This is a genomic window from uncultured Azonexus sp., from assembly GCF_937982035.1.
Lineage (GTDB): Bacteria > Pseudomonadota > Gammaproteobacteria > Burkholderiales > Rhodocyclaceae > Azonexus.
In genome coordinates, this window is record NZ_CALJNI010000017.1 from 15,801 (window position 1) to 41,072 (window position 25,272).

Consider the following 25,272-nt stretch of genomic DNA (forward strand, 5'->3'; position numbering starts at 1 on the left):
TGCGCCTTATTCCTTTTCCGGGTTCGTCAGCTCGTCCCGGTACCCGCGGCAGGCATCGCGCAACACCTGCAGGTGCTGCTGGTAGTTGCGGCAGCCCTTGCACAGGGCGAGGTGCATGCCGAGTTCGAGGCGTTCGCCGAGGCCGAGTTCGCGGTCTTCGGCTTCCGACATGCGGCGGGTGGCGTCCTTGCAGCTCAACATGGGCGTTCTCCGGCGAGGAACCAGCTTTTCTCCAGGCAGCCGCGCAAGGCGCTGCGGGCGCGATGCAGGATGACGTGGCAGTTGCTGGTGCTGATGCCGGCGGCGGAACAGACTTCGCCGGTATCGAGTTCGAGGAACTCGCGCATCATGAAGACGCGCGCGGTGTTCTTGGGCAGGTGCGTCAGACAGGCGTCGAAGACGACCCAGAAGTGCTTGTCGCGCAGCGAGCTTTCCGGATCGCCCCAGGCGGCCGGGCGGTGCGCCGGCTGCCAGTGGGCGTTTTCCTTGAACAGGGCATCGAAGGCCTGGTCCAGGCTGTCCTCGTCGCCGCCGAAAGCCGACACCGGTGTCGTCCGCGACTGCTGGCGGATCAGGTCGACGATCTTGTGGCGCAGGATGCCGAACACCCAGGTCTTCAGCGCCGAGCGGCCGGCGAAATCCTTGCCGCTGGTCAGCGCGGCGGTCAGGGCATCCTGGACGGCGTCTTCGGCCAGGGCGGCATCGCGCAACTGGAGCTGGGCGAAAGCCAGCATGTCGCGGCGGACCTGTTCGACAAAGGCGTTGTCGATGCTGGCAGGGGGAGCGATGGCGGCCTCCGTGGCGCGGGCGTCAATGCCGCCATGGTAGCTCAACGGGCGGCTTCCAGCGCGGCACGCAGCTTGGCCGGATCGGTGTCGCCAGCCAGGCGCGCGACTTCCTTGTCACCCTTGAAGACGATCAACGTTGATTGCATGCGCACGCCCAACTGGCGGCGTAGTTCGCGGGCGTTGTCGTAATCGACGACGAGCAGGCGGCCGGGTACGGCAGCATCGCCACGCCAGCCGTCGAAAACCTTCTGCTGTGCCCGGCAAGTCGGGCACCAGTCGGCGTGGAAATGTAGGGCAACGGCCTTGCCGGCAGTCTGTTGCTGAGCAAAGTCGGCCGCCGTCCACGGGGCGATGTCGAGCGCCTGGGCAAAACCGGCGATGGTGGTGAAGGCGAGGGCCGCGAGCAGGCGGATGGTTTTCATGATGGACTCCGAGGGGTTGAGGATGGTGATGATTGGTCGGAGTTGGTGGGGGAATTCTTACACTGCGTTGTCTGGGTCGGGCTGAATGAACGCATTGCAATGAAGTAGACCGGCAAATATCGTCGTGTTGGGCATTGGTTGTCAGGCGGTATTCGGCCGACTGCGGCCGTTCAAAAAATTCTGCAAAGCCTACGCGCGATCCGTTGTTGAACGTCCGCTTTCACAAACAACCAAATTCCGCTTCGGGTCGATTCGAGCCGGTCAAAGTACGGTGATCCCGTGCTTACTCCGTGCCGAGCACTATCCCCTGGCGACGCAGGTCTGCGAGGAGTTCAAGGCCGAACTCGACCAGCCGCTCGGGTTCGGCGTGCTGTAGTTCGGCGGCGATCTGCCGGCAGGCGGCTTCGCCGTTTTGTGGCGTTTCCGCGAGCAGCACGAGCAGGCGGGCGGTGACCGGGTTGGTTTCGCTGAAGCGGACGATGTCGTCGGTGTCGCGATAGACCAGCAGGTGCGTTGCCTGCGCCTTGCGCGGGCGCCAGTCGGGGCCGATGCGGTGGACCGGCCAGACGTAGGCGAGGTTGAACAGCACCGGGTTGAGGATGATCGTGCCGTGGCGCAGGTCGCCGGCCGGGTCGTGCGGCGGGATCGGTGCGTCGGCGATGTCGGCGGCCAGTTCGACCCATTCGTAATGCGCCAGTTCGGGCAGCCAGCGCGGCAGGCGCAGGCGCGGCGTTTGCGCCAGGAACTGTACGAACTCGCGCGGGATTTCGCGGAACCACGGCGTGTGCAGGGGCCAGTCACGGCGGAAGCGGCGCCCCAGGCGCTGCCAGCGCGCCTCGCCGAGGATGGCGCGGCAGACTGGGAAGGCGCTGTCGATGAAGCCCTGCAGGTTGTTGCCGACCAGCTCGCGGTACACGCCCATGCCGCGTGCCGGCACGCCGGCCGGTCGGGGGGCGCGTTGCGGGTCGCGCAGGTGATTGGCGAAGGCTTGCTGGAAGTTCTGGAATTCCATGTTCAGGCCGCCTTGCGCTGCTTCGCTGCGGCCTGCAGCCGGGCGATGGTTTCGACCTCTGCGGTCAAGGCCGCCAGATCGGGAAAATTGAAATCGCGTTCGAGGCAGGTCGGTACCTCGCCGCCGATGCGCGCATAGGCGTCGGCGAGCAGTGCCCACACCGGGTCGATCACCGGTGCGCCGTGGGTGTCGATGATCAGCCCGTCCGGCTCGACGTAGTGGCCGGCGACATGGACGTAGCAGGTGCGCGCCAGCGGCAGCGCGGCGAGGAATTCGTGCGCGTCGAAGCCGAAGTTGCGGCTATTGACGTAAATGTTATTGACGTCGAGGTGAAGCAGGCAGTCGGCGGCCTCGACCACGGCGCCAATGAACTCGGCGGCGTTCATCTCGGCACCGGGCGGTTCGACGTAGGTCGAGGCGTTCTCGATGCCGATTTGCCGGCCGAGGATGTCCTGGGCGTGCCGGATGCGTTCGGCAGTCCAGCGCACCGCCGCTTCGGTCTGCGGGATCGGCAGCAGGTCGTAGAGCTGGCGGTCGTCGGCGCACCACGAGAGGTGCTCGGTGTACAGCGTCATCCCGTGTTCGCGCATGAAGTCGCGGGTGCGGTGGAGCAGCGCCTCGTCGAGCGGCCCGCTGCCGCCCAGCGACAGCGACAGACCGTGGCAGACGAAGGGGTAGCGTTCGGTGAATTCGCGCAGTTGCCGTGCCGAGCGCCCGCCCATGCCGGCCCAGTTCTCGGGCGCCAGTTCGAAGAAATCGATGGCTGCCGGCACGCCGGCCTGCAGCGGGGCGATCAGTTCGCGCCGGAAACCGAGGCCGGCGCCGCGCGGCGGGCGGGCGTGCATCAGGCTTCTCCGCGCGCCGGGTAGTCCTTGGCGACGACAAAGTCGATGGCGCCGAGCATGTCCTTGAAGTGCGGCCGGGCGAAGGGCATGGTCTGGACGTTGGCCCAGTACAGCGTCAGGTCGGGGCGGATCAGGAAAACGCCGGGCTCGGAAAAACGCGCCGGTTCCTCGACGCCGGTCGAGGTCAGGCCGCGGCCGGTGGAAATGTACAGGCCCCAGGCGCGGGCGTCGGCCTCGCTCAGACCGTAGCCGAGGTCGAGCTGGTCGAGCGACCACTCGTCGGCGGCGCGGCGGGCGCGTTCTTCGGTATCCGACGAGAGTACCTTGACGACCACGCCGCGGGCGGCGAATTCGTCATGCAGGCGATTCAGTTCGCTCAGGTAGGTACGGCACAGCGGGCAGTGGTAACCGCGGTAGAAGACCAGCAGCGTGAAGGCAGGCGCTGCCCCGGCGGCGAGCGTCAGGCGGCTGCCGGAGAGTTGCGGCACATTGAGCGCCGGGACCGGCTGGCGGGGAATCAGGGATAGCGGCATGAGGATATTCCTTGAAAGGGCCGGCATCGACCGCCGGCCCGTTGGTTCAGCGTCTTACTTCTTGGCGCCGCACTTGGCCTCGCCGCATTTGCCATCTGCCTTTTTGTCGGCCGGCTTCTTGTCAGCGCCGCACTTGGCATCCGTTTTCTTGTCGGCGCCACACTTGGCATCCTTCGCCTTCTTCTCGGCACCGCACTTGGCTTCCCCGCATTTGCCTTCCTTGCCCTTGGTGTCGGCCTGCGCCAGCTGGTAGCCGGCCGACAGCTGCTTGGCGGCGAAGGGGTTGTCGGCGGCGTGGGCAACCGGGGTCAGGGCGACGGCGGCGAAGGCGGAACCGATGGCCAGGGAGGTGATTGTCTGCTTTTTCATGATGGTCTCCATTGAGGTGGGGTGATGGCAGAAAGCCTGCCTGTTGCTTGGTCGGCGTCATGGCCGACTTTCTTACAGAAGATTTCAGAACAGCGTGGTCAGTCGGACCCAGGAATCCGGCAAACGTTCGACGATGATGGCTTCCAGCCATTTGTCGGCGCCGCTGAGGATGGCGATGCCGGTGAGCAGCAGCAGGACGCCGAACACGGTCTTGATGCGGCCAATGTGCTGCATGACCCAGCCACGGGCGCGACCGAAGCCGGCGCGCGAGGCATAGGCGACGCCGACCAGCGGCACCGCCGCACCGATCCCGAACAGACCGAGCACGACGCCACCGCGCAGGGCGCCGCCTTCGGCTGCAACCAGGCTCAGCGCGGCACCGAGCAGCGGGCCGGAACAGGGACTCCAGACCAGCCCGAGCACGCCACCCAGCAAAAAGGCGCCGCCCAGCGAGCCGCCGTTCAGCCGCGCCGACGCAGCGTTGGCCTGGCTGGCGATGGGCAGCATCCATTCGGTGAAGCGGGCGTTCAGCGCCGGCACCAGCATGACCAGGCCGAACGTCAGCAGCAGCCAGCCGCCGAAAGTCCGCACATGGTCGCCGTCGATGCCCAGCGCCGGCCCGAGTGCGCCGAGCAGCATGCCGATCAAGGCGAACGACAGCGCCATGCCGACGCCCATCGCCACCGGCGCGAGCTTGTTCTGCTGCACGGCACCGCCGACCACCAGCGGCAACACGGGAAAGACGCAGGGCGACAGCGTGGTCAGGCTGCCGGCCAGCAGGGCGAGGCCGAGAACGGCGGGGGAAAGGGTTTCGAGCATGACATCTCCTTGAGTTGGAGATTGGTCGCGGCGGGGGGCGGATTTCTTACAGTCGAATCAACCGGACGGCGGCGCTTGCCGGTCCTGCTCGATCCGCCGAGGCGGTGAGCTTGGGAAGATCGGTCGGTGCGCTTTTCAGCGCAGCGCAATCCCCGCCGCAATCGCCAGCATGACCACGCCCGAGCTGCGTTCGATGTGGCGCAGGTGGCGGTGGAACCAGGCCAGTAGCCGGGGCTGGCCGACGCTGTGGGCGATCAGGGCGTCCCAGGCGAAGACGATGCTCGCCATCCACAGGCCGTAGAGCGCCTGTTCGCCGGCCGGCGTGCTTGGCGCGATGAGGGCGCCGAAGAGCAGGGCGTAGAACAGCGAGTTCTTCGGGTTGAGGATGCCGGAGAGGAAACCCTGCAGCAGATGCGGTGCCAGTCGGGCAAAGTGCTTTGTCGTCGCGGACGGCGCTGCGTCGGTGATCGGCAGCCGGCCGTCGCTGCGCAGGAACAGCAGGCCGAGCCAGACCAGATAGAGACAGCCAGCCCACTTCAGCACAGCAAACAGTTGCGGCCACTGCGCCAGGAGTGACACGCCGGTCAGCGCCAGGGCGATGTAGGCGGCGTTGGCCAGCGCGATGCCGAGGCTGGTGGCGATGGCCGGGCGCAGGCCGTGCACGATGCGCGTGCGCATGATCAGGAAGAAATCCGGCCCGGGGCTGAGCAGGGCGACGAAGTGGGCGCTGGCGACGAGGCCGAACTGGGTGAAGTCGAAGGGCATGGCGGCTTCCGCAAATGGGCGGAGTATCGCCAGCCGGCACCGGCCGGTCTTGGACGAAATTGCGCGGTTCAGCGCCGGGTGGCGTATTGCCCCGGGGTGGCCGCGACGCGTTCGCGGAAGCTGCGGTGGAAGTGGCTCTGGTCGGCAAAGCCGGTAGCCAGCGCGGTATCGCAGATCGGCGTGCCGGCGGCGAGCAGGCGGCGGGCACGCTGGATGCGGCGGTCGAGTTGATAGGCGTGCGGCGTCATGCCGGTGTGGCGGACGAAACGGCGGATCAACTGGTAGGGGCTGAGGCCGGCGCGGGCGGCGAGTTCGGCGAGCGGAATGCTTGCGTCGCAATGCGCGTCCAGCCAGTCGCAGACGTTGGCGATGGCGGGCGGCAGGGCGTCGATTGGCGGCGCGACGGCGAGCGGTTCGCTCAGCGCGACGAACAGTTGGCCGAGGGCCTCGGCAAAACGGCCGGCATCGGCGCCGGTGCGGACTGCCGCGAAAACCTCGGCGAAGCGACGGTAGGCGAGCGGGGAGCGGGCGTGCCGCCAGGCAGTGTCGGTCAATGCGGCAGCGAACGGGGTCGTCGCCAGGAAGTCGGCCATCCAGTCAGCGTCGATGTAGAGCATGCGGTAGCTCCAGCGGCCATGTGCCTGCGGGTTGCAGGCATGGACGCGCTCTGGCGGAATGACGACCAGATCGCCGGGGACGAGCCGACGCTCCTCCGCGCCGACGGAAAATCGGCTGCTGCCGGCGTCGACCGCGCCGATCGACCATTCGGCGTGGGCATGCGGTCGGTAGCAGGCCTGCGAGTCGGCGGCACTGCGTGCTTCGACGAAAGGCAGGGCGGGCGTTCGGTGGAAGTGCGGCCGGCTGGCCGCTACAGGGCGGGGGCTTGCTTGCATGCGGCGATTTTCTCAGGAATCTTGCCTGTCGCGCGGAGAGTTTGGCGGTCAGCCGCTCATCAAGCTGCGCGAATCGGGCTGAGCCGCCGCTTGGTTCCACTGGCCCTCAAGGCAGGACAAAACTGCTCTTTTCCAGCACCGAGCTTGCTGGCCGGTCTTGGTCCCAGATCCGGAACTGGATTGGCTGGATGCCGCTTGCGCCGCTGTCGGCGGGGACAGCGAGGGTCAGGGAAACCGGCCGGATGCTGCCGGCCTCGACGGTGAACTCCCGTTCGCCGACGATGCCGATATTGGCCGGGCCGCTGACATCGACCGTGAAGCTGCGCCGCTTCTCGTCGAGATTCATCAGCTTGAGCGTGTAGGCGTTTTCGATCGTGCCGTCGGCGGTTTCCCGGTGCAGGGCACCGCGGTCGCGCAGTACATCGACCAGCAGCAGCGAGCGTTCGCCCAGCGTCCACCCGGCAAGCAGCGAGAACACCAGCAACAGGGCGGCGTAGGCGGCCACGCGGGGTCGCCCGATCCAGCCCCGGGTTGACGTTTCCCCGCCAGCTTCGCGTTCGGACATGAAGCGTATCAGTCCGCGCGGCGCCCCGATCTTGTCCATCACCTGATCGCAGGCATCGATGCACAGGCCGCAGTTGATGCACTGGTACTGCAGGCCGTCGCGGATGTCGATGCCGGTCGGGCAGACCTGCACGCAAATACCGCAATCGACGCAGTCACCGCTGCTACCGGCCTGACGGCGGCTGTTGCGTGGTTCGCCACGGGCCAGGTCGTAGGCGACGTTGCGGGTGTCCGGGTCGAACATCACGCCCTGGAAGCGGGAATAGGGGCACATGTGCTGGCAGACGGCCTCGCGCGCCAGGCCAGCCTGGACGTAGGTGAAGGCTGCGTAGAAGATGAGCCAGAAGCTCTCCCAAGGGCCCAGCCGGCCTGCCGGCACGGACGGCAGCAGTTCGCGGATGGGGGTGAAGTAGCCGACGAAGGTGATCGCCGTCCACGCGGCGAAGAGCAGCCACAAGCCGTGCTTGATCGCCTTGAGCCCGAGTTTGCGGGCGCTCAGCGGACTCTGGTCGAGTTTCAGGCGAGCCAGGTGGTCGCCTTCCACCCTGGCTTCGATCCAGGCGAAGATCGCGGTGTACACCGTTTGCGGGCAGGCAAAGCCGCAGAACAGGCGGCCGGCGATGGCGGTCACGAAGAACAGGGCCGTCGCCGCCAGGATCAGGCCAAAAGCCATCAACAGGGCGTCCTGCGGCCAGAGGACGAGGCCGAACAGGTAGAACTTCTCGTGCGCGATATCGAGCAGGACAGCTTGCCGCGTCACCCCGTTCGTCTCCCAGCTCAGCCAGCAAGTACCGTAGAAAACGATCTGGGTCAGCCAGACCATGGTCCAGCGCAGGCGGTTGAATTTCCCCGCGGTGGCTCTGGCGTGTATTTTTCCCTTTTTCCGATAGAAGGCCAGCCTGGCTTCCTGGGCTTTGGTGATGGGTTTGTGCATTCCGTTTCCTTCCGGTCGCGATGTCGAGACGATCGGGGCGGAGTAAATCACCCGGCCTGGAATGGGAACAGATTCAGATGCTGTGATTTCCGATAGGCACAGATTGCCGGCTATAGCTGCTGTTCGATCAACTGGCCGAGAACCGCCGTTGCCGCCGTCATTGCCGCGGTGTCGGGGTGGCCGAAATTGAGCCGCAGATAGTGGCCGAACTCCCGCTTGGCCGAAAAGATCGGTCCCGGGGCGATGCTGATGCCCTGCGCCAGCGCCTGCTGGTGGAGCCGCAGGGTATCGACCTGAGGCGGCAGTTCCAGCCACAGGAAATAACCGCCCTGCGGGCGCGCCAGCCGGGTGGCGGGCGGGAAATGCCGCTCGATCGCTTCGACCAGCGCCGCTTCCCGCGCGGCCAGCGTATTGCGCAGACGGCGCAGATGGTTTTCGTAGCCGCCCTGCCTGAGGTAGTCGGCGATGGCGATCTGCACCGGCACCGTCGTCGCCAGGCTGAGCGAAAGCTTCTGGCGCTGGATGCTGCGCGCGTGACGGCCGGCAGCGACCCAGCCGATCCGGTATCCCGGGGCCAGGCTCTTGGCGAACGAACAGACATGCATGACCAGCCCGCGCCGGTCGGCGGCCTTGCTGCACAGCGGCGCTTGCGGGCCGAAATGCAGTTCGCCGTACACATCGTCCTCGATCAGCGGTACTTCGTGGCGATCGAGCAGTTCCAGCAGTTCCCGCTTGTGTTCGTCGGCGACCCGGCTACCCGTGGGGTTGGCGAAATTGAGCATGAACAGGCAGGCCTTGACCGGATGCCGGCGCAAGGCCTCGGCCAGCGCCGGCAGGCTGACCCCGGCGCGGGGGTGGCTGGGAATCTCGATGACCTTGAGCCCGAGCCGTTCGCTCGCCTGCAGGCCGGCGTAGAAAGTCGGCGATTCGACGGCGATCAGGTCGCCGGGCCGGGTGACCGCCTGCAGGCAGAGATTGAGCCCTTCCATGGCACCCGAAGTGATGACGATCTCCTGCGGCGAGACGTCGGCGCCGAGCGCCAGGTAGCGCAGCGCCAACTGCCGGCGCAGCTCCTCGTTGCCCGGCGGCAGGTCGCTGAGGCTGGCCAGCGGATCGAAGCGGCGGGCAGCATTGGCCAGATGACGCCCCAGCTTGTCGAGCGGAAACAGTCGTGGGTCGGGAAAGCTCGAACCGAGCGGAACCACCGCCGGGTCGCGCACGCTGTCCAGGATCTGGAAAATGAAATCGCTGACCTGAAGTTGCGTCGAGCCGCCGACCGGGTGGCTCATCGCCGGCTCGGCCAGGCGCTGGCCCAGCCGGGCGCGGACGAAATAGCCTGACTTCGGCCGCGCTTCGATCAGCCCGCGACTCTCCAGCAGGTAGTAGGCCTGGGTCACCGTGATCGGGCTGACCGCGTGGCTGCGGCAGGCGCTGCGGACCGACGGCAGGCGCTCGCCCGGACGAAGCAGGCCGTCGGCGATCAGCTTTTCCGTGTGCGCAGCGAGTTCCCGGTAGCGACTCATGGCCGGATGTTATCAGGTCCGTCCGCAGGTCATCGGCTGGATATCTGGGATAATCCCGGCCTTTCCCCATTGCCCGTTCCGCCCATGACCGCCATTGCCTCCCGCCTCATCGACGCTGCCCAGACCCTTTCCCGCGAAGTCGATGCGATGCGCTTCGCGGCGCCGGTCAGCCATGTCTATAACCCGCTCGACTACGCCTGGACGGTCCATCGCGCCTACCTGGAGCGTTTTGGCAGCAACAAGAAGCGGATCGTCTTCCTTGGCATGAATCCCGGCCCGTTCGGCATGGCCCAGACCGGCGTGCCGTTTGGCGAGATCGCCGCAGTGCGTGGCTGGCTCGGCCTGTCCGGCGCGGTTGGCAAGCCGGCGCTGGAAAATCCCAAGAAACCGGTGGACGGCTTTGCCTGCAAGCGCGGCGAAGTCAGCGGGCAGCGCCTGTGGGGCTTGTTCCGCGAGCGCTTCGGCACGCCGGAAGCCTTCTTTGCCGAGCATTTCGTCGCCAATTACTGTCCGCTGGTCTTCTTCGACGAAGGCCGCAACCTGACCCCGGACAAACTGCCCGTCGCCGAAGCCGGGCCGTTGCAGGCTGCCTGCGACGCCCACCTGCGGCGCATGGTCGAGGCGCTGCAGGCGGAATGGGTGATCGGCGTCGGTGCCTGGGCCGAGAAGCGCGCCACCATCGCCCTGGCCGGCCTGCCGGTCCGCTTCGGTCGCATCCTCCACCCCAGCCCGGCCAGCCCGGCCGCCAATCGCGGCTGGGCGCCGGAAGCCACCCGGCAAATGGTCGACATGGGTTTGTGGCCGGCCTGACCATCGGGGCGGCGTCTAGGGGCATCGCGATTTCTGCATTGTCGGGAATGCAACAGGTGTGGCGGCTTGTAGTGGATTGATTTAAATAGTTTTTATTGTGGCGCCGGTTTTGCTTGCCTGACAGTCATGAAAACCCATCTCGACTGGTCGGCCTACGACACCTACGGCGTTGGCGACGCCTATGCCGGCATTCCCGCCACCGGCGGCAACTACGCCAAGGCGGTGGCGGTGTGCATGATCAACCACCAGTGCCAGCGCGACGGCAAGGGCGTGATGTGCCCGAGTTACCGCATCACGTACGACCCGGCGCATTCGACCGGCGCCCGGGTCAAGGCGTTCAAGGCGGCGCTCAACGGCGAACTCGGCGACGATCCTTTCGCCCATCCCGACCTCGCCGCCGCGATGGACCTCTGCGTGTCGTGCAAGGGCTGCAAGAAGGAATGCCCGAGCGCCGTCGACATGACGCTGATCAAGACCGAATACCTGGCGCAGAAGAACGAGCGCCAGGGCGTGCCGCGCCGGGCCCGGCTGTTCGGCGCGCTGCCCCGCTGGCTGCACGAATGGCGGCCGACGCTGCAGGCGCTGGTGCGCTGGCGCAACAATTCGCCCTGGGTGGCAAAGCTCGCCGAGCGCTGGCTCGGCATCTCGGCGCGGCGGCCGATCCCGCAGATCGTCGCCGCCGGCTTCCAGTCCGACGCCGCGCCAACGACCGGTGAGCGCGGCAAGGTCGTGCTCTTCGTCGACACCTTCACCCACTACTACACGCCCGAAATCGCCGCCGCCGCGTTGAAAGTGCTGCGCGCCGGCGGTTACGCGGTCGAGGTGCTCGAACCGGCAAAAACCGACGGTGAACCCGAGCGCCCGCTGTGCTGCGGCCGAACCTACCTGTCGCAAGGTATGCTCGAGGAAGCCAAGCTCGAAGCGCGCCGGGTCATGGCCGCGCTCGCCCCGGCGCTGACCGCCGGCACGCCCATCGTCGGCCTTGAACCCTCCTGCCTGCTGGCGCTGCGCGACGAGTTCTACAGCCTCGGACTCGGCCCCGAGGTCGGCCAGCTCTCGAAACAGGCCTTCCTGTTCGAGGAATTCCTGATGCGCGAAGGCAACAAGGGCTTGAAGCTCGACCTCAAGCCCATCCCCGGCGGCCGCGCGCTGGTACATGGCCACTGCCACCAGAAGGCCTTCGGCGCGATGAAGTCGGTGAAGAAGGTGCTCGGCTGGATTCCAGAATTCGAGTTCGAGATCATCGACGCCAGTTGCTGCGGCATGTCCGGCAGCTTCGGCCTGGAAGCCGAACACCACGATGCTTCGGTACGGATGGGCGAACTCGCGCTACTGCCTGCGGTGCGCGCCGCCAGCGCTGATACTGTGATCGTCGCCGACGGCTTTTCCTGCCGGCACCAGATCAGGGATGGCAGCGGGCGCCAGGCGGTGCATGTGGCGGTGTTGCTGGAACGGGCGCTGCCCTGATTTGCGGTGATCGGGCGCGGCGGGTGAATATCCCTTTTATAATCAGGGGAAAAGGTCGGAGCGCTCGGCGCGAGACTGGGTTCAGATACGGGGATGTTTTTAAATGGGTTCTATCAAGGCGAACGATGTTCGTGAGGTGAAGTGGTATTCGGGGCGCCTGAATAGCGACATTACTTGGGATCAGGCCCGGAGCAGGGCACCCAATCCGATATCGGAAGCACCACTGGCATCGCTGATCGATATCAATTCCCTGAGTACCTTGCTGGACGATCTGACGCTCCTGCTGGGTATGCCGACGGCGCTGCTCGATCCGCAAGGCAAGATACTGCAAAGCGCCGGCTGGCAACGCGCGTGTACCGACTTTCACCGGGCAACCCCGGGGGCTTGCATCAACTGCACCGAGAGCGACCTGTTCCTCTCCAGCCACCTGAAGGAAGGTGAGTTCATCGATTACAAGTGCAAGAACGGCCTGTGGGATGTGGTGACGCCGGTTTTTGTCGGCGATGCCCATCTGGGCAATCTTTATTGCGGCCAGTTCTTTTACGACGATGACGTGATCGACGATGGTTTCTTCATCGCCCAGGCCGAACGTTTCGGCTTCGATACGGCCGACTATCTGGCGGCAATCCACGAAATGCCGCGTTTCAGCCGCGAACAGGTGCGCCGGATCATGGGGCTGATCGTTGGCCTCGCGTCTTACCTGTCCCATCTTTCATTGACCAACCTTCAGCTCAACGAAAGCCGTGGGCAGATGGAAACCCTGATCAATGCGCTGCCCGACCCGGTCTGGCTGAAAGATACCGAGGGGGTTTTCCTGGCTTGCAACCAAGCGTTCGGCCGCATGTTTGGCGCGCCGACATGCGAGATCATCGGACGCACCGATTACGATTTCACCTCGCCCGAGCTTGCGGATTTTTTTCGACAGAAGGACAGGGAGGCAATTGCGGCGGGCACACCCAGGGTCAACGAGGAGTGGCTGACCCACGCCGAGAGCGGGCAGCCCATATTTCTCGAAACCATCAAGACCCCGATGTCCGGGGTGAGCGGGCGGGCGGTTGGCGTACTCGGTATCGGTCGCGACATGACCGAGCGCAAGCGGGTCGAAAACAATCTGCACCTGATGTCGCGGGTCTTTTCAAACAGCGGCGAAGCCATCCTGATTACCGATGCCAACAACCGGATTCTGGCCGTCAACCGCGAGTTCACGAAGCTGACCGGCTACAGCAAGGAAGAAGCCATCGGTCAGGACCCGCGGATGCTGTCGGCCGGCAATACGCCAGCGGAAACGTATCGGGAGATGTGGGCTGCGCTGCTCACCAATGATTACTGGCAGGGCGAACTCTGGGACCGGCGCAAGAACGGGGAGCCCTATCCCAAACGGCTGTCGATTTCCGTGGTGCGCGACAGTGCAGGAAAGGTCGTCAATTACATCGGTACCTTCGAGGACATCACGGATCGCAAGGCGGCTGAGGACAAAATCCGTTTTCTGGCCCATCACGATGTGCTGACCGGACTGCCGAACCGTTTCAGTCTCTACGAACGCCTCGATCAGGGCATGGCTTTCGCCCGGCGTTTCGACAAATCGCTGGCGATCATGCTGATCGACCTTGATCACTTCAAGACGATCAATGACACGCTTGGCCACAATGTCGGCGACCAGTTGCTGATCCAGGTGGCCAGGCGTTTGCAGCAGTCCGTCCGGGAAAGTGACATCGTGGCCCGTCTGGGGGGCGACGAGTTTGTCGTGGTGCTCTCCGGCATCGAGAAGGACGGTGACGGGGTGGCCGAGATCGCGAGCAAGCTCGTCACCCAGCTGGCGGCGCCGTATGCCATCGCCGGCGCTGAGTTGCGCACTTCGCCCAGTATCGGGATCTGTCTTTACCCGGACAACGCGACCGAGATCAGCGAGCTGATCAAGTGCGCGGACATTGCCATGTACCACGCCAAGGCGAATGGACGCAGCGATTTCCAGTTCTTCATCGAAGCCATGCGCGACGAAGTGGCAGAGCGCGTGACGATCGAGCACGAACTGAAGATTGCGCTGGAAAAAGAGCAGTTCGTGCTGCATTACCAGCCGCAGATCGAACCGGGGGCACGGCGTGTGGTCGGCCTCGAAGCCCTGGTGCGCTGGCAGCATCCGACCCGCGGCCTCGTATTTCCCGGTGATTTCATCGCGTTGGCCGAGGAAACACGCCTGATCGTCCCGCTCGGTAAATGGGTGCTTGAGGAGGCCTGCCGGCAATTGAAGTGCTGGCACCAGGCCGGCTACACCGATCTGCACATGTCGGTGAATCTGAGTCCGGCACAATTCCACGACCAAAGCCTGCCGGCGCTGGTCAGACAGGTGCTGGCAAAGTTTGATTTGCCGCCAGGACAGTTGCACCTGGAAATCACCGAATCGATGGCCATGAGCGATCCGGAGGAAAACATCGTCATGATGAAGGCGCTGGCCGATATCGGGGTCAAACTGGCGCTCGACGATTTCGGTACCGGCTACTCGTCGCTGGCCTATCTCAAGCTGTTTCCGATCGACATCATCAAGATCGACCGCTCTTTCGTGAAGGACATCGAAACCGATGAAAACGACGCCGCCATCTGTGAAATGACCATGCTGCTTGCCCAGAAACTGGGCAAACAGGTCGTTGCGGAAGGCGTGGAAACCGAGGCGCAACTTGAATTCGTGTCACGCATCGGGTGCCAGTGGATTCAGGGATATCTGTTCAGCAAGCCGCTGGCCGCCGCTGTTGCAGGGGATTTCATCCAGGGGTTTGCGGGAGAGGAAAACCCGGTTCCGGGAAATTGCTGCAGAATCGCGTTGACCAGACCACCCTTTCTCTTTCAGGTTGACCAGGCAATCGCATCAGACCTGACCAGATGCATTTGAATCACCATCTGGATATCTATATCTGATTTAATCCGAACTCCCCGTGGTCTCGGATTGGCGAAGCCAAACGAGCCAGGCGGCAAGCGCAGCGCGGCAGCAATCAATAATTTACTTCGGCGGATTAGACGCACCATCAGCAGTATCGGCACCATTCCGTTTGTGCTGATCGTACCAAGAGGCCGCTCGTAATACGCCGAGCGTGGCAGCAAGCGCCGACATCAATGCATAAATGAACAACAGAAAGCCAATGTACTGGCCTGGTATTGCGACGAAGCGAATGAATTCATGCAACCAGCAATCGGCGGGCAACGGGAAATTCATCGCTTTGGCCCATAACGCAGCCATCAGAGCAAGAATCTGAACAACCACAAAATGTGCAAAGCCAGCACTGACACCCATGAACGGACTTTCCCGGTCTGGCTTGGCCCGTGAAATCAGGGTTCTGAATTTCTCATCGCCAAAGCCCAGCCAGATGGTGAATCCGGCCAATGTGAAGCCCAGCACATTGGGCAGTGTCGATAGTGCGGTATCCCACCAGGATTCCCTGAGCCAGAACGGATACATGGCCGCTGCCAGTAGTACAGAAATGTGCAGATAGGGAGAGCTGAACAGGGCTCGGGAGCCGCCATAGGCACGCCAATAGCGGGCAAAAATCCCGCCGACACCAGCATAACTTTTCTTTACCCCTTCCCACACGATGTCAGTTCCTGATTTGTTGGAGAATCTCCCTGGCTTTAACCAACAGTACATTGGCCCGAATCTCGACATCAGGATCATAGTGCGCTTTTTCGATCAGAGGATGTTCCGTGGTCGATAAGCGGGTCGTTTTCCCACGAGCCCCACCTACCCCTGATACTTTGCCATTTGATTGGGCCACTCGCGCCAATTTGCGAACCTTGTCGCTGGGTGCCAAGCCTTCGCCTTCTTCTTCCTGCAAGGTCAGTTGATAGCTACTGGCCCGCTGACTGGCCATATCATCGAACAGGTCGCGCTCAAACTCCTCGAAATCGTCCGGATTGGGCGGTGTGACCACGATTTCCAGCGTACGCAGGCGCGGCATACCCAAGATTTTCTCTAGAGTATCTCGGGACGGCTCAATCACTAAATCGATTTTTCCAAAGATGGCAACCAGTTCCGAGGATGCAAAGATGCCGCGCAGGATAGTTACGGCCTGCGCCGCCGAAATCACATCCTCCTTGTCGCGGATGATCATGACTAGTCGATGCCCCTTCGAAAAGAAAACAAAAGGAACATACTGGAAGTGCGGTTTCAAATGCTCGGGAATGGAAATCTGATCCAACTCACGTTCATCGGCCGGCTTGCCCTTCAAGACGTTGAACCAGTCCCGTGTCGAATCCAGTTCAATGTATTTGTAAAATTCGCCTCGAATGATTGCACTACCGTCCGCATCTTTGTCGTCACGCAGCGTACCGAGCTTGCCGACCCAATCCCCTTTGAGCTTGACGACCTTATCCAGTTCTCCTGCTCGGTGGAACAGTTCGATGTAACGCTCAGGCCGATGCGGTGCTGGCATCGTGATATTGATTGCCCCAAACTGCAATTGACGTTTTCTGCCCATGATTTCCTGATCCTTTTTTGTTACCGCTCCCTGGCCGCCTCATGCCAAGCTTTCCTGACCGGCGACAGCAGGTATTCCATCACCGTCCTGTCACCTAGCCAGATTTCCGCATTCGTCTGCATGCCGGCCGATAGCGCAAAGCGCTGCCCGTCCATGGCCAGCGCCATGTCCTTCAGGCGAACCAGCGCCTTGTAAAGCAAGGGCTGGGTTTTCTTGCTCTGATCATTCTGGCTGGCATTTGCCGTATTGCTGTCCGCCGCGTCGGCGCTGACATGCTCGACTGTGCCTTCGATCATGCCGTACTTCTGGAAGGGGAAAGCGGCAAACTTGAGTTTTACCGGTTGGCCTTGGCGAACGAAACCGATGTCTTCGTTGGACACCCAGACCTCGGCGCGCAGGATTTCATCCTTGGGAACCAGGGTCAGCAGGATGGTGCCCGGTTGAACCACAGTGCCGGCCGTATGGGTGGCCAGATCCTTCACGACGCCGTCCTGCGGCGCTTTCAGTTCCAGCAGGCTCTGCTTATGGCTTTGTTTGGCCACTTCCTGCGCCAGTTTGTCGAATTGCCCTTGGATGTCGTTACGCTCGGCGTGCAGTTGCCGCCGGTAATCCGAATCGATTTGGGTGAGCTTCTTTTCTGACTGGAGGATATTGGCTTTGGCTGATTCGATCAGGAAACCCTGGGTTTGCAGTTCCTGTTCCTTTTCCAGGCGTTCGCGTTTCTTGTCGCTGCCCATCAGCGAGCCGGCAAAGCCGTCCTTGACCAGTTTTTCGTAGGCTTGGTCCTGATTGCGGTAGTGCGGAAGGACTTCTTCGAGTTTCTTCTTGACCTGTTCGGCGGCAGCCATGTCCTGTTTGGCCTTGATCAGCCGCGAGCGCTCTTCGGCCAGGGCCGCTTCGAGGGCGCTGCGATTGGCCCGGTACTGGGCGGCGATTTCCTGAGCGAGTTGGGGCGGGTCGTCGGCTTGTATCTTGAAGGGCTGGCCGCTCAGTTCAGCTTCAATACGACGCAAAGCGAGACGCTTGCGCTGGTAGTCGGCGTCAATGGATTTACTGTCCGCTTCGCTGATCAAGGTATCCATGCGCATCAGTACCTGGCCGGCTTGGACGCTTTGTCCTTCCTTGACCAGGATGTCCTTGACGATACCGGAGTCGGCGGGTTGGACAATCTTGACGTAGCTTTCGGGGATCAGCTTGCCTTCGGCCACGGCGACGATGTCGAGTTTGCCGATCAGGGCCCAGAGGAGCAGCGCCAGCAGCAAGGCGAGCAAGAGCCAGAGCACCTTGCGGCCGAGCGGATTGGGCGGGGCTTCCTGCAGGCGCAGGAGGGGCGGAGAGAAATCCAGCGGATTGGCTTCCGCCTTGGGAAATAGGTTGTTCATGGGATGGTTGAGCGCATCAACCTGTGCGGTGGCATGGCGCCACCGCACAGATCAGAGTCCCGCCTTTACGACAGGCGAACAGTACCGGTTTGCAGGCTGGCCAGCGAACTGAGCGCCTGCGGGTTGGTTCCCAGATTGGTATCGGACAGCGTACTCAGTGCCGGTGTAACACCGATGCCAGCCAGGGTACCGTTCTTGCCGTACTGATAGGCGAGATCACCACCCATGGCAGCCGTATCCGAACCGGCCAACTGGAAGTTGGTCAGCGCATTGGTCAGTGCCCAACTGGTCAGACTGCTGTTGGCGGCGCGTGCGGCATCGAAGGCGCCGACCAAGCTGGTGAAGTTGAAGTTCTCCACTTTCTGGTCCAGCAGCGGGTTACTGCCACCTTGAGCGAAGCCAGCCATGGCTTCAGCCATCACCTGCAGGCGGGTTACCGGTTTCGACGGTGTAGCGGCATACCAGTTTTTGAAGGTGATCTGGTCAGTCGTGCCGACCTTGAGCACTAGGTCGTTGGTCGATTTGGTGAAAGTCAGGTCGGCATAGCTCAGGCCACTACCGCCCAGCGACAGCGTATCGCTGCCTGTACCACCGGTCGCAAAGGTGTCCTGTCCATCGCCCTTGTTGAACAGGATGATGTCGTTGCCACCGGCCGTGGTGTAGGTGTCGTTGCCCAGACCGCCAAGGAAGATTTCGGCACTGGCGCCGCCGGTGATGGTGTCGGCACCCGCTCCGCCGTTGAACAGCGCTGTTCCAGATGTATCGGTCAGGATGTCGTTGCCGTCGCCACCTTCGAGGATGTCATTACCGGTGCCGCCGTTCAACGTATTGATGGCGGTGTTGCCGCGGACGAGGTTGTTCAGCGTGTTACCAGTACCATTGATCGCCGTCGTACCCGTCAGGACCAAGTTCTCAACGTTGGTCGTCAAGGTCAGTGTCACGGCGGACTGGATAGTGTCATTGCCGGCATTGGCCGCTTCGGTCACCACATCGGTGCTGACGTTAACGACGTAAGTATCGTCGCCCAGACCACCCACCATGGTGTCGTTACCTGTTCCACCATCGATAGTGTCGTTGCCATCACCACCCGTCAGGGTGTTGTTGGCGCTGTTGCCGATTAGCATGTTGTCCAGGGCGTTGCCGGTACCGTTGATGGCCGTTGTACCGGTGAGCGTCAGGTTCTCGACGTTGGCAGATAGTGTAGTGCTAACGCTGGATTGGACGAGGTCAATACCTTCGCCGACCAGTTCGGTGACCACATCGCTGGCGTTGTCGACGACGTAGGTGTCGTTGCCGGCACCGCCGATCATCGCGTCGGCGCCGGTTCCGCCGTTCAGTGTGTCGTTACCCGCACCTCCGGTCAGCGTATTGGCCGCCGTATTGCCGGTCAGCACGTTGTCCAGCGCGTTGCCAGTGCCGTTGATGGCCGTCGTGCCAGTTAGGGTCAGGTTCTCGACATTGGCCGAGAGTGTGTAGGTCACACCCGACTGGACGAGATCCGTGCCTTCGTTGGCATTCTCGGTGACGATATCACCCGTGTTATCGACAACGTAGGTATCGTTGCCGGCCCCGCCAATCATCGTATCCGCTCCGGTGCCGCCGGAGAGCGTATTGGCCGCACTGTTGCCTGTGATGGTGTTGTTCAGGGTGTTGCCGGTGCCGTTAATTGCCGTCGTTCCGGTCAGAACCAGATTCTCAACGTTGTTGGCGAGGGTCAAGGTGACCGAACTGCGGACAGTGTCATTGCCTTCGCTGGCGTTTTCAGTAATGACATCACCCGTGTTGTCGACAATGTAGGTATCGTCTCCAGCACCGCCGAGGAGCTTATCGGCACCGGCGGCACCATCCAGTGTATCGTTGCCGGCACCACCTGTCAGCGTGTTAACGGCCGAGTTGCCGGTCAAAACGTTGTTCAGCGCATTTCCCGTACCATTGATGGCGCTCGTACCCGTCAGCGTCAGGTTCTCGACGTTGTTGGCAAGGGTATGGGTCACGCTGGATTGAACGAGATCCGTACCCTCGTTGGCCGCTTCGGTGACGACATCGGTCGCGCTGTCGACGACATAGGTATCGTCGCCCAATCCGCCGACCATCGTGTCGTTACCGGTTCCCCCGTTGAGCGTGTCGTTGCCGGCGCCACTATTCAGGGTGTCGTTGCCCGCTTGACCGTTCAGGGTGTCATTCCCGGCACCACCGGTCAGCGTATCGTTCCCTGTCGTGCCGTTGAGGGTCAGGTTCTGGACACTGACCGTGATGTCGAATACGTCCGTCGCGCTTAGATTGCCACCATCCTTCGCCGTTACCTTGACGCTGACCGTGCCCAAAGCGCTGGGCGTACCGCTGAAGGTTCGGGTCGATGCGTTGAAGGTCAGCCAGGACGGCAGCGCACTGCCATCGGCCAAGGTAGCGGAATAAGCCAGCGTGTCGCCATCCGGATCGGTGAATGCCCCCGAGGGAACGGTATAGCTGAAGCTGGCTCCCTGAGCAGCTGCCTGATCAGCCAGCGCTGTCACCAAAGTGGGTGTCCGATTCGGTGCGCCGATGGTCATGTTGACGTACTCGCCGGCCGAGTAGTTGTAGTTGTCGGTTCCCCACAGGATGAATTGCAACGTACCGACATCGCCTGCGCCCGGCGTACCGGACATGATGCCGGTGGCCGAGTCGAACTGCAGCCAGGCAGGCACAGCGGAACCATCCGGCATCTTGATGCTGTAGGTGATCGAGTCCCAAACATCCGGATCGGTAATGGTATTGGCCGGCACGGTGTAGCTGAACGCGGTGCCGGCTTTGGCCTGCAAGGTCGGCAGGTAGCTGTTGATTGTCGGCGAATGGTTGTTGTTGGCCCGGTCGACCACAGTCTGAATCATGGCCTGATCCCAGACCGTACCGTTGGCAAACTCCACCCGATCAATCTTGTGATCAGCCGCCAGGCCGTCAATGGTCGTCGAAGCGCCGTAGTAATCGATGAAACCAATTTGGTCGTTGGTTCCCTTGATCTTCAGGAACATGTTCGTGCCGTACTGGAAGGCCAGCACGTCATTGGCAGTAATGCCCGCACCGAAACGCAGGGTGTCGGAAGCGCTCAGGGTGTCCGTGGTATCGATCGAGTCCTGGCCATCGCCCCGGTTGAAGACATAGACGTCGTTGCCTAAGTCACCCGACAAGTAGTCGTTGCCTAGACCGCCGGTCAGCACGTTGTTGCCGACATTACCCCACAGACCGTTGTCCATTGCGTTACCAGTCGCCGACAGATCGGCATCGCCATCGACCGCCAAGCGTTCGAGATTGGCACCCAAGGTCCAACTGACCATAGAGCGCACCATTTCGTAGCCTTCGTTGGCATTCTCGACGATGACATCGCCGGCATCATCGATTTCGTAGTAGTCATCGCCCGCGCCGCCGATCATCGTGTCCTGGCCGAGATCACCAAACATCGCATCGTTGCCGCCGCCACCGATCAGGGTGTCATTGCCGGCCATGCCCCACAGGTTGTTGTCTGCCTCGTTGCCGGTAATGACGTTGTCGAGCTCATTGCCGTTGCCCCGATAGATGGTGCCGGTCAGGGTCAGGTTCTCAACGCCGCTGGCCAGCAGGTAGGCGGTTTCAAAGCTGCGGATTTCGGTGTCGGTGCCTTCGTCTGCTGCCTCGTCGATGCTGTCTCCCTGGCTATCCGTGTAGAAAGTGTCGTTCCCCATTCCACCCGACATGCCATCGGACCCAGTACCGCCATCAAGAACGTCATTGCCGGCTCCACCTTGCAACCAGTCATTGCCGGCACCGCCATATAGGCGGTTGTTGCCGTCGTTGCCGCTCAAAGAATTGCTGGCGTCGTTACCATACCCATCGACGTTACCCGTCCCGGTCAGGCGGAGTCCTTCCAGTGTACTGGCGAGGGTGTAGGTCAGTGCGGTTTCGACAGTGTCGAAGCCTTCGCCATCCACTTCGACGATCTGGTCGGACAGGGTGTCGACGACATAGGTGTCATTGCCTGCCTTGCCGATCAGTACGTCGGCCCCGGCACCGCCATCGAGGCGATTATCGTAGTCGTTGCCGGTCAGGGTGTTGGCTAGCGTATTACCGGTGCCGTTGATGTAACCGCCTTCGGCTTCGAGGATCAGGTTTTCTACGTTGGCGGAGAGGGTATAGCTGGTCGCCGCCCGGATGGTATCGATGCCTTCCCCGACATTTTCGATCACGACATCCTCGGCCCGGTCAACAATGAAGGTGTCGTCGCCCAGACCGCCGGACAGGGTGTCAATACCCGATCCACCATCGAGGCTGTCGTTTCCTGTACCGCCATCGATTACGTCATCACCGCCTTCGCCGCGCAATACGTCGTTCCCGGCCATGCCGAGAATCTGGTTGGCCCCGTTGTTGCCGATCAACTCGTTGGCTTCGGCATTGCCGGTGGCATTGATGTTGTCGTAACCGACCAATAGAAGGTTTTCGACATTAGCGGAAAGGGTGATGTTCACCGAGCTATTGACGGTTTCGATACCCTCTCCAGCGGCTTCCGTAATGGTATCGCCCACGTCATCGACGATATAGGCGTCGTCGCCCAGACCGCCGGCCATGGCATCGGCGCCAGTGCCACCATCCAGCAGATCGCTGCCAGCACCGCCCACCAGCGTGTCGTTGCCCTCGTTGCCTTCCAGCAGATCGCTGCCGCTGCCACCGTTCAGGCTGTCATTGCCGGCTTGGCCATACAGATGGTCGTCGTCGTTGCCGCCAGCCAGGCTGTCATCGCCCGTGCCACCGTAGAGGTTGTCGATACCGTCGCCACCATCCAGCGTATCGTTTCCATCAGCCCCTTGAAGTTCATCATTGCCAGCCAGGCCCAGAAGGATGTTGGCACCGCTGTTGCCGACAAGGACGTTGGCAGAGGCATTGCCAGTAGCGTTCAGATTGTCAGTGCCGATAAGGGTGGCATTTTCGACATTCGCGGACAGTGTCAGGCTTGCCGATGCAGTTACCGTATCGAGGCCTTCGCCGCTCAATTCGGTGATCGTGTCCCCGGCATCATCGACGGCGTAGGTGTCGTTACCGGCACCGCCGGTCATGGCATCGGCGCCTATGCCACCGTCCAATTGGTCATCACCAATGCCGCCGTTCAGCGTGTCGCTGTCAGCACCGCCGAAGAGACGGTCATTGCCGTCACCGCCTTGAAGACTATCGATACCGGCTTCGCCGTACAAGACGTCATTGCCCACATTGCCGGTCATTTGATCGTTGCCGTCGCCGCCGTTGATATTGTCGTTGCCAGCACCACCGTCGATGATGTCGTTGCCGGCGCGGGCGAAGATCAGATCGTCACCGCCGAGACCGTTGATCGTATCCGCAATCGAACTCCCGTCGAGCACGTCGGCGTTTTCCGTGGGAACCAGCGTCATCTGGATCAGGGCGCTGGCATCCAGAATTTGCGTCTCGCCATTGTCTTTCTTGAGAACCAGATTGCTCTGTGGTTCTCCGTTTTTGAAGAATTCGGCCAGGACGATTTTGTCGGCTGCGCTAGTCTGGAAACCGACGACCAGATCTGCACCTGAGCGGCTGAAGATCAGTTCTTCAATGGTTAGGTCGCCAATATAAATCCAAGTGTCGTCAAGATAGTCTTCGTGAATGGTGTCTTGCCCATCGCCTCGGCCGAAATAGTAATTGTCGATACCGGTGCCGCCGTAGAGGTGGTCGTCACCCCGACCGCCAGCCAGATAGTCGGCGCCAGCATTGCCGTAGAGCGTGTCGTTGCCGTTGCCGCCGTCGAGGACATCATCGCCAGCGTTACCGGTCAGGGTGTCGTACCCACCAAGCCCTTGAAGGATATCGGTGCCTGCCGTTCCCGCGAGGTTGTCGTTGTACTCGGTGCCGACAACCGCAAATGCACTGTCCACGATGGAGGTGACATCAACACCAAGAGGCGCCAAATCCTGAATAAATGAGGAAATATCCATCGTACTCTGTGCCCCCATCCCCTTCAGAGTACGGACAAAATCAGATAAAAGTTCCTTTCCAGCAGAACGATTTGTATTTATGGCATTACTAATTTCAACGGCCACTAGTTCAAGATTACCAGTCAGGGCCTGCGTATCGTTATCCCATACGTAGCTAATTTTGTCGTAAAGCGTCTTCAAAAAGCTTTGAGCTGCCAGTTGCCCATAAACCAATTCCGAAAGCTCAGCATAAGCCTGCAACAGAACTGGCGCTGCCTGACCATGCGGATTTGGATCTTTTGTTCCCCAGCACCAAACGCCGTACCACTCCTCCCCCATGAATTCTTCAAGTGCTTCAAGTTTTCTTGCATCGCCGATAGCATTGCCATAAATCATGGTGGCAGCTCGGCTATTAGGATCGATAGCCTCTACCCCGCTCCATTTATAGATGATGGTTTGCAGCAGGCTTTCGCGTTCCGCGATAGTGGTTGTTTGTGTGAATTGATAAACCGCCGCCTTCAACTGACCGCTTGTGTCTCGGGCCATAGCTTGGTGGAGGTTGTAGACCTTGCCGTATCCAATTGCATCCGGCAGGACTGCTATGTCGCTAGGAATATCTACCCAAGAGGTTGCAACACTGTGTGAGTTGTCGACTTTGAACCAGACGTCTTCGGCAGCACGTGTTTCTCCGCTGGTATTAATGTAACTGCCTACCTGGCGATGCTCATTCCCATTCGCGTCAATTGAAGTTGATGCATTGTAATTAAGGTTGATAGACAAGACATTGGCTTCAGTCAGAGTAAGAAGCTCTCCAGCATCGGTTTGGCCGTTGCCATTGCCGTCTTTCCAGATACGTAACTCTGAAAATGCATTATCGGCGCTATTGAGTAGGCCATCCTGGTTGCTATCGAGTTCTTTAAGCGCCTCAAAGCCATTAGCCGCTTTTTGTCCATTGGCGAGGCGTGTTTCGCTGCCAAAAAGTTCGGCTCCAGCATCGATTTTTCCGTTACTGTTGAGATCGCGGACAAGCAACCCGTCATCTTTTCCGACCCATCCGGTTTGTTCGGCAAACCCGTCTCCAGAATGGTCAAAATAGGTGCCGTTATCAACAGATTTTGTTTCAACTCCATCTCCATCAAGATCAAGCACTATGGGAGAAGGGATTTTCCCAGCGTTATTGTATTTTGACTTTATGTCATTAATTGGGTCTTGCCGAGATTTTCGATGTTCAATAATTCCATTTCTGATGCCATCGAGCCATTGTTGTTTTTCTGGAGGCGCCTTTCCACTCCATCCAAAGTCGCCAACTTGAGGGTTTGGTGGGGTCGTATACCACTTTCCATCATCAGGGTTGTAGCGATATTCATCAATGGCAAATGGATCGCAACTGTAATCAGCACTGCAATGGCCCGCATTGCCCATTCCGCCTAGAAAAACCCATGACCCAACCGATAGCGGCGTCAAGACAACAGGTACGCCAATCGTATTATTTGATATGGTGTTTATAACAAAACCACCCAATGGATTCATGGCAACCCCTCTCAAGAATAAATAAGTGTAATAACGGCAAGCAATAACATTAAAATGATTAATATATAAAATTCAAATTTTTCAGACTTCTTTTTGGCGGAAACTTTCGAAAAACCAAAGCGCCTTAATAAGACATAAAATAACGCCCCGGCTCCACCAACAATCAAATAAAACAGCTCGTAAGGAGTCATTTTTCCAGCATCACCAATGATGATCTTGAATCATAAAT

Annotated in this window: 20 protein-coding genes; 3 read left to right on the plus strand and 17 right to left on the minus strand. The window is 61.1% G+C overall.

Annotated elements, in window-relative coordinates; translation table 11 throughout:
• Positions 1–6 precede the first annotated feature (6 nt).
• From Q0799_RS12125 to Q0799_RS12180, 12 genes are all read right to left on the minus strand, one after another.
• Complete coding sequence (locus tag Q0799_RS12125; RefSeq protein ID WP_298398675.1) at positions 7–201, minus strand: zf-HC2 domain-containing protein; 195 nt, start codon at positions 199–201, stop codon at positions 7–9.
• Positions 195–833 carry a sigma-70 family RNA polymerase sigma factor gene (locus Q0799_RS12130; protein WP_298398677.1) on the minus strand — a complete coding sequence of 213 codons (639 nt, stop codon included), beginning with the start codon at positions 831–833 and terminating at the stop codon, positions 195–197. The genes Q0799_RS12125 and Q0799_RS12130 overlap by 7 nt, the downstream gene beginning before the upstream one ends.
• Positions 830–1,210, minus strand: coding sequence for a thioredoxin family protein (locus Q0799_RS12135; RefSeq protein ID WP_298398679.1), 381 nt, complete (start codon positions 1,208–1,210; stop codon positions 830–832). The genes Q0799_RS12130 and Q0799_RS12135 overlap by 4 nt, the downstream gene beginning before the upstream one ends.
• 283 nt (positions 1,211–1,493) lie before the next feature.
• Positions 1,494–2,222: a putative DNA-binding domain-containing protein gene (locus Q0799_RS12140; protein ID WP_298398681.1), complete on the minus strand. Its 729-nt coding sequence runs from the start codon at positions 2,220–2,222 to the stop codon at positions 1,494–1,496.
• Positions 2,223–2,224: 2 nt separating this feature from the next.
• Positions 2,225–3,067, minus strand: coding sequence for a DUF692 domain-containing protein (locus Q0799_RS12145; RefSeq protein WP_298398683.1), 843 nt, complete (start codon positions 3,065–3,067; stop codon positions 2,225–2,227).
• Positions 3,067–3,600 (minus strand): peroxiredoxin-like family protein, encoded by a 534-nt coding sequence (locus tag Q0799_RS12150; RefSeq protein ID WP_298398685.1) that lies wholly within the window; start codon positions 3,598–3,600, stop codon positions 3,067–3,069. Before Q0799_RS12150 ends, Q0799_RS12145 begins: the two co-directional genes overlap by 1 nt.
• Positions 3,601–3,654: 54 nt before the next feature.
• A complete protein-coding gene (locus Q0799_RS12155; RefSeq protein WP_298398687.1) occupies positions 3,655–3,969 on the minus strand; it encodes a hypothetical protein in 315 nt (104 codons plus the stop codon).
• 84 nt (positions 3,970–4,053) lie between these two features.
• Positions 4,054–4,788 (minus strand): cytochrome c biogenesis protein CcdA, encoded by a 735-nt coding sequence (locus tag Q0799_RS12160; protein ID WP_028996143.1) that lies wholly within the window; start codon positions 4,786–4,788, stop codon positions 4,054–4,056.
• Positions 4,789–4,923: 135 nt separating this feature from the next.
• Positions 4,924–5,553 carry a LysE family translocator gene (locus tag Q0799_RS12165; RefSeq protein ID WP_298398690.1) on the minus strand — a complete coding sequence of 210 codons (630 nt, stop codon included), beginning with the start codon at positions 5,551–5,553 and terminating at the stop codon, positions 4,924–4,926.
• 68 nt (positions 5,554–5,621) lie between these two features.
• A complete protein-coding gene (locus Q0799_RS12170; RefSeq protein WP_298398692.1) occupies positions 5,622–6,446 on the minus strand; it encodes an AraC family transcriptional regulator in 825 nt (274 codons plus the stop codon).
• A gap of 106 nt (positions 6,447–6,552) precedes the next feature.
• Positions 6,553–7,944, minus strand: coding sequence for a cytochrome c oxidase accessory protein CcoG (ccoG, locus tag Q0799_RS12175; RefSeq protein WP_298398694.1), 1,392 nt, complete (start codon positions 7,942–7,944; stop codon positions 6,553–6,555).
• Positions 7,945–8,054: 110 nt separating this feature from the next.
• Entirely contained in the window at positions 8,055–9,467 is a 1,413-nt protein-coding gene (locus Q0799_RS12180) for a PLP-dependent aminotransferase family protein (protein ID WP_298398696.1), read from the minus strand.
• An 84-nt stretch (positions 9,468–9,551) separates the two neighbouring features.
• On the opposite strand from Q0799_RS12180, the gene Q0799_RS12185 reads away from it, so the two are divergent.
• From Q0799_RS12185 to Q0799_RS12195, 3 genes are all read left to right on the plus strand, one after another.
• Positions 9,552–10,277 carry a uracil-DNA glycosylase family protein gene (locus tag Q0799_RS12185; protein WP_298398698.1) on the plus strand — a complete coding sequence of 242 codons (726 nt, stop codon included), beginning with the start codon at positions 9,552–9,554 and terminating at the stop codon, positions 10,275–10,277.
• A gap of 126 nt (positions 10,278–10,403) precedes the next feature.
• Positions 10,404–11,744 carry a 4Fe-4S dicluster domain-containing protein gene (locus Q0799_RS12190; protein WP_298398700.1) on the plus strand — a complete coding sequence of 447 codons (1,341 nt, stop codon included), beginning with the start codon at positions 10,404–10,406 and terminating at the stop codon, positions 11,742–11,744.
• A 103-nt stretch (positions 11,745–11,847) separates the two neighbouring features.
• Entirely contained in the window at positions 11,848–14,628 is a 2,781-nt protein-coding gene (locus Q0799_RS12195; RefSeq protein ID WP_298398702.1) for an EAL domain-containing protein, read from the plus strand.
• Positions 14,629–14,736: 108 nt separating this feature from the next.
• Here the strand turns inward: Q0799_RS12195 and Q0799_RS12200 are convergent, their stop codons facing one another.
• The 5 genes from Q0799_RS12200 to Q0799_RS12220 all read right to left on the minus strand — a co-directional run bounded on the left by Q0799_RS12200 (position 14,737) and on the right by Q0799_RS12220 (position 25,234).
• Positions 14,737–15,324 (minus strand): hypothetical protein, encoded by a 588-nt coding sequence (locus Q0799_RS12200; protein ID WP_298398703.1) that lies wholly within the window; start codon positions 15,322–15,324, stop codon positions 14,737–14,739.
• A gap of 4 nt (positions 15,325–15,328) precedes the next feature.
• Positions 15,329–16,207, minus strand: coding sequence for a DUF4747 family protein (locus tag Q0799_RS12205; protein WP_298398705.1), 879 nt, complete (start codon positions 16,205–16,207; stop codon positions 15,329–15,331).
• Positions 16,208–16,227: 20 nt separating this feature from the next.
• Complete coding sequence (locus tag Q0799_RS12210) at positions 16,228–17,589, minus strand: HlyD family type I secretion periplasmic adaptor subunit (protein WP_298398707.1); 1,362 nt, start codon at positions 17,587–17,589, stop codon at positions 16,228–16,230.
• Between the two features lie 65 nt (positions 17,590–17,654).
• On the minus strand, positions 17,655–25,043 hold the full coding sequence (locus Q0799_RS12215) for a putative Ig domain-containing protein (RefSeq protein ID WP_298398709.1): 7,389 nt from the start codon (positions 25,041–25,043) through the stop codon (positions 17,655–17,657).
• An 11-nt stretch (positions 25,044–25,054) separates the two neighbouring features.
• On the minus strand, positions 25,055–25,234 hold the full coding sequence (locus Q0799_RS12220) for a hypothetical protein (RefSeq protein ID WP_298398711.1): 180 nt from the start codon (positions 25,232–25,234) through the stop codon (positions 25,055–25,057).
• Positions 25,235–25,272: the final 38 nt, after the last annotated feature.